General features: G+C 37.3%; 11 protein-coding genes. All 11 read left to right on the top strand.

The annotated features are described in order from the left end of the window. The first annotated feature begins 31 nt into the window (after window positions 1-31). Window positions 32-1,594 (top strand): RagB/SusD family nutrient uptake outer membrane protein, encoded by a 1,563-nt coding sequence (locus BUC29_RS04045; RefSeq protein WP_073413533.1) that lies wholly within the window; start codon window positions 32-34, stop codon window positions 1,592-1,594. Window positions 1,595-1,767: 173 nt separating this feature from the next. Further along, window positions 1,768-2,775 (top strand): arabinan endo-1,5-alpha-L-arabinosidase, encoded by a 1,008-nt coding sequence (locus tag BUC29_RS04040; protein ID WP_084538581.1) that lies wholly within the window; start codon window positions 1,768-1,770, stop codon window positions 2,773-2,775. A gap of 62 nt (window positions 2,776-2,837) precedes the next feature. Continuing rightward, window positions 2,838-4,379 (top strand): alpha-N-arabinofuranosidase, encoded by a 1,542-nt coding sequence (locus tag BUC29_RS04035; RefSeq protein WP_073413624.1) that lies wholly within the window; start codon window positions 2,838-2,840, stop codon window positions 4,377-4,379. Between the two features lie 12 nt (window positions 4,380-4,391). Next, window positions 4,392-6,011, top strand: coding sequence for an arabinan endo-1,5-alpha-L-arabinosidase (locus tag BUC29_RS04030; protein WP_073413531.1), 1,620 nt, complete (start codon window positions 4,392-4,394; stop codon window positions 6,009-6,011). A 190-nt stretch (window positions 6,012-6,201) separates the two neighbouring features. Beyond that, window positions 6,202-7,149, top strand: coding sequence for a glycoside hydrolase family 43 protein (locus BUC29_RS04025; RefSeq protein ID WP_073413622.1), 948 nt, complete (start codon window positions 6,202-6,204; stop codon window positions 7,147-7,149). 114 nt (window positions 7,150-7,263) lie between these two features. Next, complete coding sequence (locus BUC29_RS04020) at window positions 7,264-8,253, top strand: family 43 glycosylhydrolase (protein ID WP_244160761.1); 990 nt, start codon at window positions 7,264-7,266, stop codon at window positions 8,251-8,253. 13 nt (window positions 8,254-8,266) lie between these two features. Further along, window positions 8,267-10,249 (top strand): glycoside hydrolase family 127 protein, encoded by a 1,983-nt coding sequence (locus BUC29_RS04015; RefSeq protein WP_073413529.1) that lies wholly within the window; start codon window positions 8,267-8,269, stop codon window positions 10,247-10,249. 204 nt (window positions 10,250-10,453) lie between these two features. Beyond that, on the top strand, window positions 10,454-12,439 hold the full coding sequence (locus tag BUC29_RS04010) for an alpha-L-arabinofuranosidase C-terminal domain-containing protein (protein WP_073413527.1): 1,986 nt from the start codon (window positions 10,454-10,456) through the stop codon (window positions 12,437-12,439). A 167-nt stretch (window positions 12,440-12,606) separates the two neighbouring features. Continuing rightward, on the top strand, window positions 12,607-14,298 hold the full coding sequence (locus BUC29_RS04005; protein WP_073413525.1) for a ribulokinase: 1,692 nt from the start codon (window positions 12,607-12,609) through the stop codon (window positions 14,296-14,298). Further along, window positions 14,282-14,983 carry an L-ribulose-5-phosphate 4-epimerase gene (locus tag BUC29_RS04000; protein ID WP_073413523.1) on the top strand — a complete coding sequence of 234 codons (702 nt, stop codon included), beginning with the start codon at window positions 14,282-14,284 and terminating at the stop codon, window positions 14,981-14,983. Before BUC29_RS04005 ends, BUC29_RS04000 begins: the two co-directional genes overlap by 17 nt. A gap of 146 nt (window positions 14,984-15,129) precedes the next feature. Beyond that, window positions 15,130-16,638 carry an L-arabinose isomerase gene (gene araA, locus BUC29_RS03995; RefSeq protein ID WP_073413521.1) on the top strand — a complete coding sequence of 503 codons (1,509 nt, stop codon included), beginning with the start codon at window positions 15,130-15,132 and terminating at the stop codon, window positions 16,636-16,638. Window positions 16,639-16,673: the final 35 nt, after the last annotated feature.

The following is a 16,673-nucleotide window of genomic DNA, read 5'->3' as shown; positions in this document are numbered from 1 at the left end:
AACCGGTTTAACCAATTAAAAACGTATTAAAATGAAATATAAAATATATAATTATATAGCAGTTTTCTTTTCAATGGCTTTGGTTACAACAAGCTGTGTTGATAACGAAGACTTAGAACAGCTAGATCCAAACAATAACGCAGTTGATTCGTTCTGGCAGACAGATCAGGATGCGCTGCAGGGCGTAAATGCTGCTTACGGAAGTTTATTAACAGACGGAACCTACATGAGAAGTACACCTTTACTTCTTGACGCAAGAGCAGATGACGCACGTACAAACAGTCCTTGGGGGTCAATGTACAATGCTGGGCATTTTAACTCAAATGTAGCCGATGCCGCCATTTATGGCTGGGCTTATGAAACCTATTATCAGGGGATTTACAGAGCCAATCAGGTTTTGACAAATGTTCCGGGAATTGATTTTGCAGATGAAGCGTTAAAAAACAGAATCTTGGGACAAGCTTATTTTTTAAGAGGATTATATCTGTTTCATGCTGTGAATTTGTTTAAAAATGTTCCGCTGCCAACAGAATTGGCTGTTTATTATCCGCAAAAAACACAAGACGAAGGATGGGCACAAGTAATCGCCGATTTTAAAGCGGCCGCAGATTTACTGCCTAATTCTTACGACGGAATTTCAGGGTTAGATGCAGGCCAAAAAGGACGTGCTACAAAAGGTGCTGCATTAGGATATTTAGGAAAAGCGTATTTATTTACTAAAGATTTTACTAATGCAAGAACGACTTTTAAACAAGTAATAGACTTGGGCGTTTACTCTTTAGTTGCCAATTACCGTGACAATTTTACAACAGCAAACGAAAACAATTCAGAATCTCTTTTTGAAGTACAATTCAGCAGAGATGCCGGCGGTGTCGATTTAGGCTGGGGAGGTGCTCCGGCATCTGGCTGGGGAAAAACTTCGGCACGTGCGATTACATATGCGCCAAGAGCTTTTGGATGGACAGATGTGCAGCCAACATGGGCTTTGTTTAATGAATTTCAGGAAGAAAAAACAAAAACAGGAGCAACAGATCCTCGTTTAGATGCTACCATTTTCTATAATAAACCGGGAGGAATGCAATTGTATGGAAAAGATTTTGCCACTTTTTATGCTTCAAGTCCAGGAGATTTAAACGATTTGTTTTGTAGAAAATATCAAAACTCCGACGGAGAATTTGCAGATGAATATGACTGGCGTTCCGGAATTAACGAGCGATTGTTGAGATATGCCGATATTCTTTTAATGTATGCCGAATGTTTAAACGAAACCGGAGATACACCGGGTGCTTACACATATATTCAAATGGTAAGAAATCGAGTAAACCTGCCGGATTTAGCAGTAACAAAACCGGGCATGACACAAGAACAGATGAGAGAACAGATTGGTCACGAAAGATTCTTAGAATTTCCTCTTGAAGGACATCGCTTTGATGACATTCGCCGTTGGGGCTGGCTGGAAAATCCAACAAAATTAGCGTGGTTAAAAGCAAGAGACACCGAGTTCAATTCTTATACAAAAGGAAGAGAATACTATCCAATTCCACAATTAGAAATGGATAACAATCCGGGAACGGTACAAAACGAAAGTTATTAAGTTTTTCAGTCTCAGTCTCTCTGTAAACTGTGACTACGAGCAGAGAACTAAAAATATATTTTGAGTTAGTTAGAATTTAATACTATATGACAGATAAAAAGTCTGTCATATAGTATTATAAAAGAATGCGATTACAAGATTAGTATTGAAACAGTAACTAAAAATTCAAAAAAATGAAAACAATTACAAGTTTGGTTTTATTCGCAATATTATTAGGAAGTTGTCAAAATGAAGATGTTATAATCCCTTCGAATGAGAGTACAGCAGCCGAATCTCAAAATTCTCAGGTAAAAAATAATCTAACGGCTAAAACAGTAAGCGGAAATGTTCCGTCTCACGACCCGAGCACAATAGTAAAAAGCGGTGTTAATTATTATGTTTTTACGACAGGAGATAATATCCCAATGACCTATTCAACCAATTTAACAAACTGGACTTGGGGAACTTCAGTTTTTAGTGCTACCCCAAGCTGGATTACAGGATATGTACCGGGTTTTACCAAAACATTTTGGGCTCCGGATGTGGCATGGTTCAATAACCGCTGGAACATGTATTATTCATGTTCTACTTTTGGTTCAGCCACTTCTGCAATTGGTTTGGTTACAGCGCCGGCCATTTCACAAAGCGCCGGAACTACCTGGACAGACCGAGGAGTTGTCGTTTCTTCTTCCTCAGCTTCAGATGTAAATGCTATCGACCCTTCTATTTTAGTTGATGGAAGTAATGTTTATATGGCTTACGGGTCATGGCATGCCGGGATTGGAGTTATTCAAATTAATCCTTCAACCGGAAAAACAACCGGAAGCAAAACTATTGTTGCCGGAGGAAACAGCGCTTCATGGGAAGCACCGTGTTTAATAAAAGAAGGCAGTTACTACTATTTATTTGTAAACCGAGGCACATGTTGCAACGGAGTAAACAGCACTTATTACATTGTTGTAGGACGTTCTACAAGTCCGTTTGGACCATTTACAGACAAAAATGGAGTATCTTTAAAAAGCGGCGGTGGAACCACAGTTTTAGCCACGCAGGGAAATTACATTGGTCCGGGTCATTTGTCAAGAATTACAGGGACTCAAAAAGGAGCTGTTCATTATTATGACGGAGCCGATAGCGGAAATCCTAAACTCGAAATCGTATATTTTACATGGTCATCAGGATGGCCTACACTTTCTTATTAAAAATACCATTCCGAAGAAAATTCAAAGAAGGTTTTCTTCGAAATAATTTATTTAAAAACACTATGAAAAAAGCACTTTTAATCACATTTCTTATCGCCGTTTGTGAGTCAGGTTTCTCTCAAAACGCAACAGTTGTAACCATAAAAAACAACACTGATGCACCAACGATTAACAAAAATATCTACGGACATTTTGCCGAACATTTGGGACGTTGTATTTATGGTGGTTTTTTTGTTGGAGATACCTCAAAAATACCCAATACAAAAGGTGTTAGAAATGATATTATAGCCGCTTTAAAAGACCTGAAAATTCCAAATTTAAGATGGCCCGGCGGATGTTTTGCTGATACGTATCATTGGAAAGATGGAATTGGTCCAAAAGAACAAAGACCAACAATTGTAAACCAATGGTGGGGCGGTGTAACCGAAGATAACAGCTTTGGAACACACGACTTTTTAAACCTTTGTGAAGTTTTAGGCGCAGAACCATATTTATCCGGAAATGTTGGAAGCGGAACCGTTCAGGAATTATCAGACTGGGTTCAGTATACCAATTTTGGAGGAAAAAGTCCGATGAGCGATTTACGTGTAAAAAACGGAAGAAAAGAACCTTGGAAAGTAAAATTCTGGGGAATTGGAAACGAAGCTTGGGGCTGCGGCGGAAATATGACTGCAGATTATTATGCTAATGAATATCGCAAGTTTACCACTTTTATGTCTGACTGGAACAACACTGGAGGCATTACCCGAATAGCATCCGGAGCAAATAGTTCTGACTATAACTGGACAGAAGTTTTAATGAAAAACATTCCGCTAAATATGTTAGGCGGAGTGGGTGTTCATCATTATGCCGTAATCGATTGGGGCAAAAAAGGAGACGGCGTTAATTTTTCTGAAGAAGAATATTTCAAAACCATGCAGTCTGCCTTAAAAATGGAAGAACTCGTTACAAAACATGCTGCCGTAATGGATAAATACGATCCGGAGAAAAAAGTAGCTATGGTTGTAGACGAATGGGGCGGATGGTATGAAGTAGAAAAAGGAACAAATCCGGGATTTTTATATCAGCAAAATACCATGCGTGATGCCGTTTTAGCAGGATCAACCCTAAACATTTTCAACAATCATGCAGACAGAGTTCGCATGGCCAATTTAGCACAATGTGTTAATGTTCTGCAAGCCGTAATCTTAACTGATAAAGCCAAAATGATTGTAACGCCAACGTATCATGTAATGAAAATGTACAGCGTTCATCAGGATGCAAAACTATTACCAATCAGTTTTCAGTCGCCATTGTATACTGTAAAAGGAGAAACACTTCCTGCAGTATCAGTTTCGGCATCAAAAGACAAAAACGGAGCAGTACATATTTCATTGGTAAATGTTGATGCTAAAAACAAAAACAAAATAGAAATTGACACAAACGATCTTGGAGTTAAAAATTTTACAGGACAAATTATAACATCTGCAAAATTACAGGATTACAATTCATTCGATACACCAAACAAAATTGTTCCAACAGTTTTTAAAGGTTTCGAAAACAAAAAAGGAAAACTAGAAATCACAATTCCTCCTTTCTCAGTAATTGTTTTAGAAGGAAAATAAAAATATAAACAAATGAAAAAATCAAATTCCATTTTAAAGATGGTTTCTTTCATTGGATTTTTTGCAGCAGCGATTTTAATTTCCAGCTGTTCAAAAGATGATCCGGCATTAGAAGAACCAAATCCAGATCCGGTGACGCCGCCTGTAGTAACGCCAGCTTTTCCGGGGCCGACTTATGCAGATAATTATACCGCAATTTCAGTTTGGGGAAACAGATCACAATGGAATTTAGCCAACGTGCATGATCCATCTGTAGAAAAATCGGGAGACTATTATTATATGTACCAAACTGATGCTTCTTACGGAAATGCTCATAACGGAAACGGACATTTTTTCTACAGAAGATCAAAAGACTTAATCAATTGGGAATTTATGGGATCTTCGATGACACAGGCTCCGGCTTGGGTAAAAGATTCCTTAAACAATAAAAGAGCCAGAATGAATCCGGCGCTTCCTCCAATAGAAAATCCAAATTATGGATATTGGGCGCCATGCGTTCGCAAAGTTGGAAATGTTTTCAGAATGTATTACAGCATAGTCGTTACCAATCCAATTACTGGAACAGATACAAATACCTCATGGACAGAACGCGCTTTTATTGGTTTAGCCGAAACTACAGATTTAGCGTCAAACAATTGGGTAGATAAAGGAATGGTTGTCTGCTCAGAACCAGACGGCGTAAAAAGTTATGTTAGAAACGGAGGAAACGATTGGGATGCTTATTTTAAATTCAACGCCATCGACCCAAGTTTTATTGAAACTCCCGAAGGTGATCAATATTTGATTTACGGTTCCTGGCATTCCGGAATTGCCGCTTTAAAACTAAATCCGGCGACAGGAAAACCAGACAAATTAAAAACAATCGACGATTATGGAGTTCGAATTGCAGGCCGTGGAAATGTAAACACAAACCGCTGGCAGGCACTCGAAGGACCGGAAATTATCTACAATCCAGATACGCAATTCTATTATTTATTTCTGGCTTACGACGAATTATCAGTCGCTTACAATACTCGTGTAGCACGTTCAAAAAATATTTTAGGTCCTTACGTAACCAATACCGGAATCAGCATTACAAACGGAGCAGAATGTTACCCAATGATAACGCATCCGTATCAATTTAAAAATCATACAGGCTGGGTTGGGTTTTCGCATTGTGCTGTTTTTCAAAACCCAACAACCAAACAATGGTATTATGCTTCGCAGGCACGTCTGCCGGAAGGAGTTGCCGGAATTAACGTTTCAAATGCTGTCATGATGGGACATGTACGTGCCATTCAATGGACAGAAGACGGATGGCCGGTTGTAGAAGCAGAGCGTTATGCAGGAGTTCCGACAACTACAATTTCCGAAGCAAATTTTGTAGGAACATGGGAACAAATTACTATGAATTATCAATACAAAACCATGCAGAAATCGGTTACTCTTTATCTAACCGCAGATAAAAAAGTAAGCGGTGACGCAACAGGAACATGGTCGTACGACAGTACCAAAAAAATCCTGACTATAAACGGCGTAAAATGTAATGTAAGCGATGCCTGGGATTGGGAATCGACAACCAGAAAAGTAACTTTAAGTTATTCTGGTTTAACAACAGCGGGATTACCAGTTTGGGGTAAAAAGATAAATTAGAAAATTCCAAACGTGAAAATAAATTTTAACACATAGAAACATAGTTTACAAAGTGTTGAAAGGCGTTTCACTCGCATCAATGCACATAGCTATGTGAATTTAAACAAGTGAAACGCCTTTTTTCGAACCAGAAATTCTATGTGTTTAAATAAAATGTTGCAAAATCAATAAAATGCCAAATTACATTATAATGAAAAATATAATTACAAGCCTTTCGCTTTTGTATTGTTTAACGGCAATAAGCCAGATTGATGCATCAAAATTCAACAATCCAATTATAAAAGATAAATATACAGGCGATCCTGCAGCATTAGTGTATAAAGAGAAAGTCTATTTATACGCTGGTCATGACGAAGCGCCAAATGATTTTCACTTTTATAAAATGAATGAATGGCTGGTATATTCTTCATCTGATATGAAAACCTGGGAATCGCATCCGGTACCTCTAAAAGTAACCGATTTTAAATGGGCAAAAAGCGATGCCTGGGCTTCGCAGGTTATCGAAAGAAAAGGAAAATTTTATTGGTATGTAACGGTCGAACACGGAACTGTTCCCGGAAAATCAGTTGGAGTTGCTGTAGCAGATAATCCGCTTGGGCCTTTTAAAGATGCGTTGGGAAAAGCTCTAATAACAAACGATATGACAAAATTTAGCGATATAAGCTGGGACGATATCGACCCGACAGTTTATATTGATGATGACGGACAAGCTTATTTGTTTTGGGGAAATACAGCCTGTCATTATGCTAAGCTAAAAGAAAATATGACTGAAATAGATGGCGAAATTCATCACATAAAACTGCCAAATTTTACCGAAGCTCCGTGGATACACAAACACAAAAACTGGTATTATTTATCATACGCTTATGAATTCCCTGAAAAAATAGCTTACGCAATGAGCAAATCCATTAACGGACCATGGGAATTTAAAGGAATTTTAAACGAAATCGCCGGAAACAGCAACACCAATCATCAATCGATAATAGAATTTAAAGGACAGTCGTATTTCATTTATCACAATGGAGCATCAATTCCAGATGGAGGAAGTTTTAGAAGATCAGTATGCGTTGATAAATTATTTTATAACAAAGACGGAACAATGAAAAGAGTGATTATGACATCAGAAGGAATACAATAGATTGTCAGTCTGAGCGAAGTCGAAGACAGTCGCAGTTTTCAGTTTGTTCATGAATTCAGTTGGACTTACATGACCTAAAAGTTTTCAGATAAAGCCAAACTTAAATTTACTTATATGACTTATATGGTTTACAAAAACATAAAATATGCAATTTCAATTCTAATCTTTCTAATCGGTGGAATTTCTTTTGCGCAGGAAATTGTAGTACACGATCCCGTTGTCATCAAACAAAAAGATACGTATTATTTGTTTTGTACCGGAAAAGGAATCAGTGTTTTTAGTTCCAAAGATTTAAAAAACTGGAATCCAGAACCACAGGTTTTTGCAGAAAAACCAGTTTGGGCAGATGGCGTTGCAGCCGATTTTAAAAACCATATTTGGGCGCCGGATATTTCATTTCATAATAATAAATATTATCTGTATTATTCCGTTTCGGCTTTCGCCAAAAATACTTCGGCGATTGGCGTTGCGACCAATATAACATTAGATTCAAAAGATAAAAACTACAATTGGGTCGATCAGGGAATTGTGATTCAGTCACAGCCAAACCGTGATATGTGGAATGCGATTGATCCCAATTTGATTTTTGATGAAAATAATACACCATGGCTGGCTTTTGGTTCTTTTTGGGAAGGACTGAAAATGGTAAAACTAAATCCCGATTTAAAATCGATAGCACACCCGCAGGAATGGCATACAATTTCAAAACGAAAAAGAACTTTCGAATTACCAGATTCAGATCCCGGAGACGGCGCACTCGAAGCTCCTTTTATCTTTAAGAAAAACGGTTATTATTATCAATTTCTTTCTTGGGATTTATGCTGTCGCGGAGAAAAAAGTACTTATAAAGTTGTCGTTGGAAGATCTAAAACCGTAACAGGCCCTTATGTCGATAAAGACGGAAAACCACTCGATCAGGGCGGCGGAAGTTTAGTTGTTCAGGGCGATGAAAATTACTTTGGTGCAGGTCATAACAGCGCTTATACATTTGACGGCAAAGATTATATTTTCTATCATGCTTATGAAAAGAAGTCAAACGGAACACCAAGATTAATAGTAAAAGAAATGCAATGGGACGCAGATTTATGGCCGATTTTAAAATAGAATAATCAAAATAATGAAAAAATATACTTTCACATTCATACCAATTTTAATCGCATTTCTCGTTTTGATTTCCTGTAAAGAAACCAAAAATGATGTCGTGCAATCGAATAAAACTTCGGCCTTAAAAGCAGGTTACGAAATAGAACCTGTTAACATTCAGAATGTAAAATTAACCGATTCATTCTGGCTTCCAATTATAAAAAGAGTGCAGGAAGTTACGATTGCTTACGCCATTCAAAAATGTAACGAAGAAGGCCGTTTCGAAAATTTCTTAATCGCAGGAAAACAAAAAACAGGAGAAGTTCGAGGGCAGATGCCTTTTGACGATACCGATGTTTATAAAATTATCGAAGGCGCATCAAACACCTTAATTTCGGCTCCAAACCCGAAACTGGAAAAAGTATTAGATTCTTTAATTGCTATTGTAAAAATTGGTCAGGAAAAAGACGGTTATTTAACCACATGGAGAACCATAAATCCTGCAAAACCGCCAGCGCCGTGGGTTCCGGTTATTGAAGGTAAACGTTGGGAATCGTTGCAAATAAGCCACGAATGTTACAATGCAGGACATTTAATAGAAGCTGCTGTAGTACATTATGAGGCCACAGGAAAAAGAAATTTTCTGGACATTGCCATCAAAAATGCCGATCTGTTTGTAAAAACTTTTGGCGATAAACCAGGTCAGGTAAAAGGCGTTCCGGGACATCAGATTATAGAAACGGGTTTAATCAAATTATATCAAATTACAGGAAAAGAAGATTATTTGAAATTAGCGAAATATTTTTTAGATAATCGCGGAAACCCAAATAATCATAAATTATATGGAGAATATGCACAAGATCATATTCCGGTAATTCAGCAAAATGAAGTTGTTGGACACGCCGTTAGAGCCGTTTACATGTACGCGGGAATGACAGATATCACTGCGATGACAAAAGACCAAGGTTATACCAATGCCGTAAATAATTTATGGGAAAACATGGTCAACAAAAAAATGTACATCACAGGCGGAATTGGTTCAAGACACGACGGCGAAGCTTTTGGAGCGAATTATGAATTGCCAAATCTTACGGCCTATAACGAAACCTGCGCAGCAATTGGCGATGTATACTGGAATCACAGACTGCATAATTTATACGGAAAATCACAATATTTTGATGTGATAGAAAGAACGATGTACAACGGATTAATCTCCGGAATTTCGCTTGACGGAAAAGAATTTTTCTACCCAAATGCCTTAGAAGCTGATGGCGTTTTTAAATCAAACAGAGGTTCTTGCACGCGTCAGGCTTGGTTTGATTGTTCTTGCTGCCCGACCAATTTAATCCGATTTATTCCGTCGATTCCGGGACTTATTTATTCGAAATCAAAAGATGTTCTATATGTGAATTTGTATGCTTCAAACAATGCTTCATTCACTTTAAACAAAACCGATTTACAGATTTCGCAGCAAACCTCTTATCCCTGGAACGGAAAAATTGCCATTTCTGTAAATCCCAAAAAAGAAAGCCAGTTCACAATCAAACTTCGAGTTCCGGGCTGGGCAAGAAATGAAGTTTTGCCGGGAGATTTATATTCTTATAAAAAAGCTTCAACTCAAAAAACAAGTATTAGTTTGAATGGAGAAACATTAGCAATTCAACCTGAAAATGGATATTACATCATTTCAAGAAACTGGAAAAAAGGAGACAAAATCAATCTTAATTTCCCGATGGAAGTTCAGGAAGTAGAAACCAATTCAAAAGTAGAAACCAATAAAAATAAAGTTTCTTTAGAATACGGTCCGATTGTTTATGCCGTAGAAGAAATCGATAACAAAAACAATTTTGACAAAATAAATGTAGTATCTGGAGATACTTTCAAGGTAAAAAAGGAAGCCAATTTATTGCAAGGCGTAAATGTGATCGAGAATGAAAAATTCAAAGCAATTCCATATTATTCTTGGTCAAATCGAGGCGTTGGAAAAATGAAGGTTTGGTTAGATTATAGAGAATAGATTATAGAACATAGAGAATAGACGCAAGAAACAAGATAATGTATGAATAGAAAGTTCCGAAGGAACAATTCATATTGTAGGGCCGGATTTCAATCCGGTTAAAGATAAGTCAAAGTTTAAAAAATAAAAATCCGTTTTTATCCGCGCTTTCACGATAGTGAATCAGTGTCATCCGCGTACCATAAAACACAAATAAAATAAAAAATGAAGTCCAATTTAATTACAAAAATTACCCTTTGCGGTTTATTGCTGAATGGCATTTACACATCGGCACAAAAAAATAATCTTCAGGTTGATGTTGCAAAAACCGTAACAAAAATTCAACCGACTATGTACGGCGTGTTTTTTGAAGATATCAATTTTGCTGCAGATGGAGGCTTATATGCCGAAATGATCAAAAACAGATCATTCGAATTCCTATTTCCAATGATGGGATGGAACGAGCCAAACAGCGATCGCCACAAACTAAACCAGCAATCCGGAATTGCCAATGTGATTCAGTATTCTCAAAAAGGGACAAATCATAATTATTGTCGCGTTACAATTAATGATGCTTCTGGATATCAGTTAATAAACGAAGGTTTCAGAGGAATGGGAATCAAGAAAGATTTGAAGTACAATCTGACTTTAAAAGCTTCAAAAATATCAGGTAATATTTCGAAAATAATATTTCAGTTTATTGATAAAGACAATAAAGTTTTAGGCGAAACTTCAGTTGTTCCAACATCAAATGACTGGTCCAATTATTCAGCTCAATTAACCTCTTCAGCAACAGAAGCCAAAGCAAAATTAAAAATCACTTTTGAAGGAAACGGCGTAATTGATTTAGACAATATTTCATTATTTCCAGAAGATACCTGGGCAGGAAGAAAAAATGGACTTCGTAAAGATTTAGTACAATTATTATACGATTTAAAACCGGGATTTTTGCGTTTCCCGGGAGGTTGTATTGTGGAAGGAAGGACTTTGGCAGAGCGTTACCAATGGAAAAAATCAGTTGGAAAAGTTGAAGACAGAGAAACAGCAGTAAACCGTTGGAATATGGAATTTGCACACAGACCAGCTCCCGATTATTTCCAGAGTTTTGGTTTAGGATTCTTTGAATATTTCCAGCTTTCAGAAGATATTGGCGCTTCTCCACTTCCAATTTTAAGCTGTGGAATGGCATGTCAATTCAATACTGGAGAACTAGTTCCAATGGATCAAATCGATCCTTATGTTCAGGATGCATTAGATTTAATCGAATTCGCAAATGGCGATGCTACAACAGCTTGGGGAAAAGTAAGAGCTGATATGGGACATCCAAAACCATTCAACTTAAAATTCATTGGAGTTGGAAATGAGCAATGGGGACCAGATTATATCGAGCGTTTTAAAGTGTTTCAAAAAGCCATTAAAGCCAAATATCCAAACATCACAATTGTGTCTGGAACAGGACCTTTCCCTGATGGCGATTTTTACGATTATGGCATGAAAGAACTTAAAAAATTAAACGCTGAAATTGTTGACGAACATTATTACAAAGATCCAGCCTGGTTTCGTAAAAATGTAACTCGCTACGATAATTACGATCGTAAAGGACCAAAAATCTTCGCAGGAGAATATGCGGCGCAAAGTGTTGCCATCGCAAGCCCAGAAAACAAAAACAATTGGGAATGCGCTTTTTCTGAAGCGGCTTTCATGACAGGAATGGAGCGTAATGCTGAGGTGGTTCAGCTGACTTCTTATGCGCCTTTATTGGCTCACGTTGAAGGCTGGCAATGGACACCGGACATGATTTGGTTTAATAATTTACAATCATACGGAACGCCAAATTATTATGTTCAGAAATTATTTTCCAATAATAAAGGAACAGATTTAATCACTATTACAAAAGACGGAAAAGCAGTTACGGGTCAAAATGATTTGTTTGCGTCTGCAGTAAAAGATGTTAATTCAAAAGAAGTAATTCTGAAAATTGTGAACACAAATTCGGCTTCTCAAAATGTTTCAATTGATATAAAAGGAGCAAAATTAGATTCAAAAGGGACAGCAGTAATTTTAAAAGGAGACGGAATAAATGATGAGAATTCTTTTGAAAATCCAACCAAAATAAGTCCGAAAGAAAGCGAATTTAAAGTGTCTGGAAACAAAGTTCAATATGATTTTCCGGCTTACTCTGTTACCGTTTTGAAAATTAAGATGAAATAATCGCAATGTAATAAATGTAACACTAACATTTATTTTTTGTTTTGATCTTAAACCCTTGTTTTTATGCATTATTTGTAAAAATTCATCAGCTTATTTTTATTAAGTGTTTTTTACACACTTATGAATTATTTATAATTATATTTGTCATTATTTAAAATAAATTTCGAATGAAAAATTATGTAATAGGATTAGACTACGGAACAGATTCTGTTCGTGCGGTGCTTATAGATACTGAAAATGGGCAGGAGTTAGCATCTAATGTTTCTCATTACAAAAGATGGAAAAACAAACAATATTGTGACGCTTCTATAAATCAGTTTCGCCAGCATCCTTTGGATCATATCGAAGGCTTGGAAATTACAATTCAGAATGTTGTAAAAGAAAGTAAAGTTGACCCAAAACTGGTTCGTGGAATTTGTATTGACACGACTGGATCTTCTCCCGTGCCGGTTACAAAAGATGGAACGCCATTAGCATTGACAAAAGGTTTTGAAGAAAACCCAAATGCAATGATGGTGTTATGGAAAGATCATACTGCTATAAACGAAGCAAACGAAATTAACGAACTGGCAGTAAGCTGGGGCGGAGAAGACGTAACAAAATACGTTGGAGGAATTTATTCATCTGAATGGTTTTGGGCAAAAATTCTTCACATTGCAAGACAAGACGAAGCCGTTCGAAATGCAGCGCACACCTGGATGGAGCATTGCGATTTAATGACGTATTTGTTAATTGAAGATAAAGATTTAAAAACCTTCAAAAGAAGCCGTTGCGCAGCCGGACACAAAGCAATGTGGCACACCGACTGGAACGGATTACCGCCCGTTGAATTCTTAGAAAAATTACATCCATATTTGGCACAGCTTCGTGGAAACTTATACGATGAAACTTATACATCTGATTTAGTTGCCGGAAATTTAAGCAAAGAATGGGCAGATCGTTTAGGACTTTCTACAGAAACAGTCGTGGCTGTTGGAACTTTCGACGCACATTCTGGAGCTGTTGGAGCAAAAATCGAAGAGAATACTTTAGTTGGTGTTATGGGAACTTCAACTTGCGATATTCTGGTTGGTTCGTATGATGAAGTGGGAACAAAAACCGTTCGCGGCATCTGCGGACAAGTTGATGGTTCAGTTATTCCAGGCTTTATTGGTCTTGAAGCAGGACAATCTGCTTTTGGCGATTTATTGGCTTGGTACAAAGAATTATTAATGTGGCCGACAGAACATTTATTAGGTTCTTCATCTCTTTTAAATGATGCTCAAAAAGAACAATTAAGAGAAGAATTCAGTGACAAATTAATTGTAGAATTAACGAAAGAAGCAGAGAAAATTCCGGTTTCAGAAAGTCTTCCAATTGCTTTGGATTGGATTAATGGAAGAAGAACTCCAGATGCGAACCAAGAAGTAAAAAGCGCGATTTCAAATCTTTCTCTAGGAACAAAAGCACCACATATTTTTAAAGCTTTAGTAAACGCAATTTGTTTTGGAGCGAAGAAAATTGTAGACCGTTTTGAAGAAGAAGGCGTAAAAATCGACAGCGTGATCGGAATTGGTGGTGTTGCCCGTAAATCTCCTTTTATCATGCAGGCTTTGGCAAATGTTTTAAACAAGCCAATTAAAATTGCAGCTTCAGACCAAACTCCAGCTTTAGGAGCGGCAATTTATGCAGCGGTTGCAGCTGGAATTTATCCAAACGTAATTGAAGCAAGCCAGAAAATAGGAAGTGATTTTGACGGAGAATATTTCCCTCAATTAGATAAAGTAGCGGCTTATAATAAGCTGCTGATTGCTTATGAACAATTAAGTGCTTTTGCAGATCCAAACCTTAAAATATCGCAACATGAGTTCTCTTTATAAAGATTTAAAACAAGAATGTTACGAAGCCAATATGCAGTTAAATGCATTGAATTTGGTGGTATACACTTTTGGAAATGTAAGTGCTGTGGATAGAAAAAATGGTGTTTTTGCCATTAAACCAAGCGGTGTTCCTTACGAAGATTTAAAACCTGAAGATATTGTTATCGTCGATTTTGACAATAATGTTATAGAAGGAAATCTGCGACCGTCATCTGACACAAAAACGCATGCTTATTTATATAAAAACTGGCCAAACATTGGAGGCGTTGCGCATACACATGCAACGTATTCGGTTGCTTGGGCGCAAGCACAACAAGATATTCCGATTTTCGGAACAACACATGCCGATCATTTGACTGCAGATATTCCGTGTGCGCCCCCGATGGCAGATTCTTTAATTGAAGGAAACTACGAACACAATACCGGAATTCAGATTTTGGATTGTTTCAAAGAAAAAAATCTTTCATACGAAGAAGTAGAAATGATTCTTATTGGGAATCACGGTCCGTTTGCCTGGGGAAAAAATGCAGCAAAAGCGGTTTACAACAGCAAAGTTCTGGAAGTTGTGGCAGAAATGGCCTACCTGACTTTGCAAATAAACCCAAACGCGCCAAGATTAAAAGATTCATTAATAAAGAAACATTACAACCGTAAACACGGAAAAGATTCGTATTACGGACAGTAGAAATTTTGTTTCAAGTTTCAGGTTTCAAGTTGTTGAAACGTGAAACTTGGAACGTCAAACAAACAAAACAAAAACAATAAATAACAATTCGAGTTTTTTAGATTCCAGCAACTTGAAACCTGAAACTTGAAACAAAAAATAACAAAATGATTGACATTTCTCAAAAAGAAGTATGGTTTGTAGTAGGAAGCCAGGAATTATACGGTGAAGAAACACTTAGAAAAGTAGCAGAACATTCACAGATTATTGCAAAAGGATTGGATGCTTCGTCTTCAATTCCGGTAAAAGTGGTTTATAAAGATGTAGTGAAATCGCCTTCGCAGATTTTAGACGTTTGTTTGGCTGCAAACTCAGCTAAAAACTGTATCGGAATTATTGCATGGATGCATACTTTTTCTCCAGCAAAAATGTGGATTGGCGGATTAAATATCCTTAAAAAACCATTATGTCATTTGCATACACAATATAACGCTGAAATTCCGTGGGGATCAATCGACATGGATTTCATGAACTTAAATCAATCGGCACACGGAGATCGTGAATTCGGCTTCATCATGTCTCGTTTACGTAAAAAACGTAAAGTAGTTGTAGGTCACTGGGAAGACGAAAGAGTTCAGAAAAAATTAGGAATTTGGTCAAGAGTTGCTTTAGGATGGGATGAACTTCAAAACCTAAAAGTAGCCCGTATTGGAGACAATATGCGTGAAGTTGCCGTTACAGAAGGTGATAAAGTAGAAGCTCAAATTCGTTTTGGAGTTTCAGTAAACGGATATGATTCTTCAGATGTGACAAAGCATATTGAAAAAGTAACAGATAAAGAACTAAACGATTTATTAGCCGTTTATGAGCAATCATACAACTTAACTGATTCTTTAAAAGAAGGCGGAGCACAAAGAAGTTCTTTAGCGGAAGCGGCAAAAATTGAATTGGGATTAAGAGCTTTCCTTGAAGAAGGAGGTTTCGGCGCTTTTACAGATACATTTGAAAACCTTGGAGTTTGGAAACAATTGCCAGGAATTGCAACACAAAGATTAATGGCCGATGGTTATGGTTTTGGTGGAGAAGGAGACTGGAAAACGGCTGCGATGGTAAGAGCTTTAAAAGTAATGAATATTGGTTTAGAAGGTGGAACTTCTTTCATGGAAGATTACACGTACCATTTCACGCCACAAAAATCGTATGTTCTAGGATCTCACATGTTAGAAATCTGTCCATCAATCGCTGACGGAAAACCTTCTTGCGAAGTGCATCCATTAGGAATCGGAGGAAAAGAAGACCCTGCTCGTTTGGTATTTAATTCGCCTGCGGGAGATGCAATCAATGTTTCTTTGGTTGATATGGGAACTCGTTTCCGTTTAATTGTAAACGAAGTTGAAGCAGTAAAACCAATGGCAGAATTGCCAAAACTTCCAGTTGCACGTGTTCTTTGGGATTGTAAACCAAATTTAGAAGTTGCAGCAACAGCCTGGATTTTAGCTGGAGGAGCACACCATACGGTTTATAGCCAGTCATTGACAACAGAATACATGGAAGATTTCGCTGATATCGCGGGAATCGAATTATTGGTTATTGATGAAAAAACTACTGTAAGAGAGTTTAAAGATAGAATCAATGCCAACGAAGCATATTATCATTTGTTTCAGCACGGACTTTAATTTAGTCAAAAGACGAAAGTCATAAAGTCGGAAAG

The organism is Flavobacterium defluvii (assembly GCF_900129555.1).
In the GTDB taxonomy this organism is placed as follows: domain Bacteria; phylum Bacteroidota; class Bacteroidia; order Flavobacteriales; family Flavobacteriaceae; genus Flavobacterium; species Flavobacterium defluvii.
Note: the sequence above shows the minus strand (reverse complement) of the source record. Positions and strands in the feature narration are given on the sequence as shown.

Coding starts and splice junctions, on each gene's coding strand:
- BUC29_RS04045 (WP_073413533.1), top strand. CDS start 32: ATGAAATATAAAATATATAATTATATAGCAGTTTTCTTTTCAATGGCT.
- BUC29_RS04040 (WP_084538581.1), top strand. CDS start 1,768: ATGAAAACAATTACAAGTTTGGTTTTATTCGCAATATTATTAGGAAGT.
- BUC29_RS04035 (WP_073413624.1), top strand. CDS start 2,838: ATGAAAAAAGCACTTTTAATCACATTTCTTATCGCCGTTTGTGAGTCA.
- BUC29_RS04030 (WP_073413531.1), top strand. CDS start 4,392: ATGAAAAAATCAAATTCCATTTTAAAGATGGTTTCTTTCATTGGATTT.
- BUC29_RS04025 (WP_073413622.1), top strand. CDS start 6,202: ATGAAAAATATAATTACAAGCCTTTCGCTTTTGTATTGTTTAACGGCA.
- BUC29_RS04020 (WP_244160761.1), top strand. CDS start 7,264: ATGACTTATATGGTTTACAAAAACATAAAATATGCAATTTCAATTCTA.
- BUC29_RS04015 (WP_073413529.1), top strand. CDS start 8,267: ATGAAAAAATATACTTTCACATTCATACCAATTTTAATCGCATTTCTC.
- BUC29_RS04010 (WP_073413527.1), top strand. CDS start 10,454: ATGAAGTCCAATTTAATTACAAAAATTACCCTTTGCGGTTTATTGCTG.
- BUC29_RS04005 (WP_073413525.1), top strand. CDS start 12,607: ATGAAAAATTATGTAATAGGATTAGACTACGGAACAGATTCTGTTCGT.
- BUC29_RS04000 (WP_073413523.1), top strand. CDS start 14,282: ATGAGTTCTCTTTATAAAGATTTAAAACAAGAATGTTACGAAGCCAAT.
- araA (WP_073413521.1), top strand. CDS start 15,130: ATGATTGACATTTCTCAAAAAGAAGTATGGTTTGTAGTAGGAAGCCAG.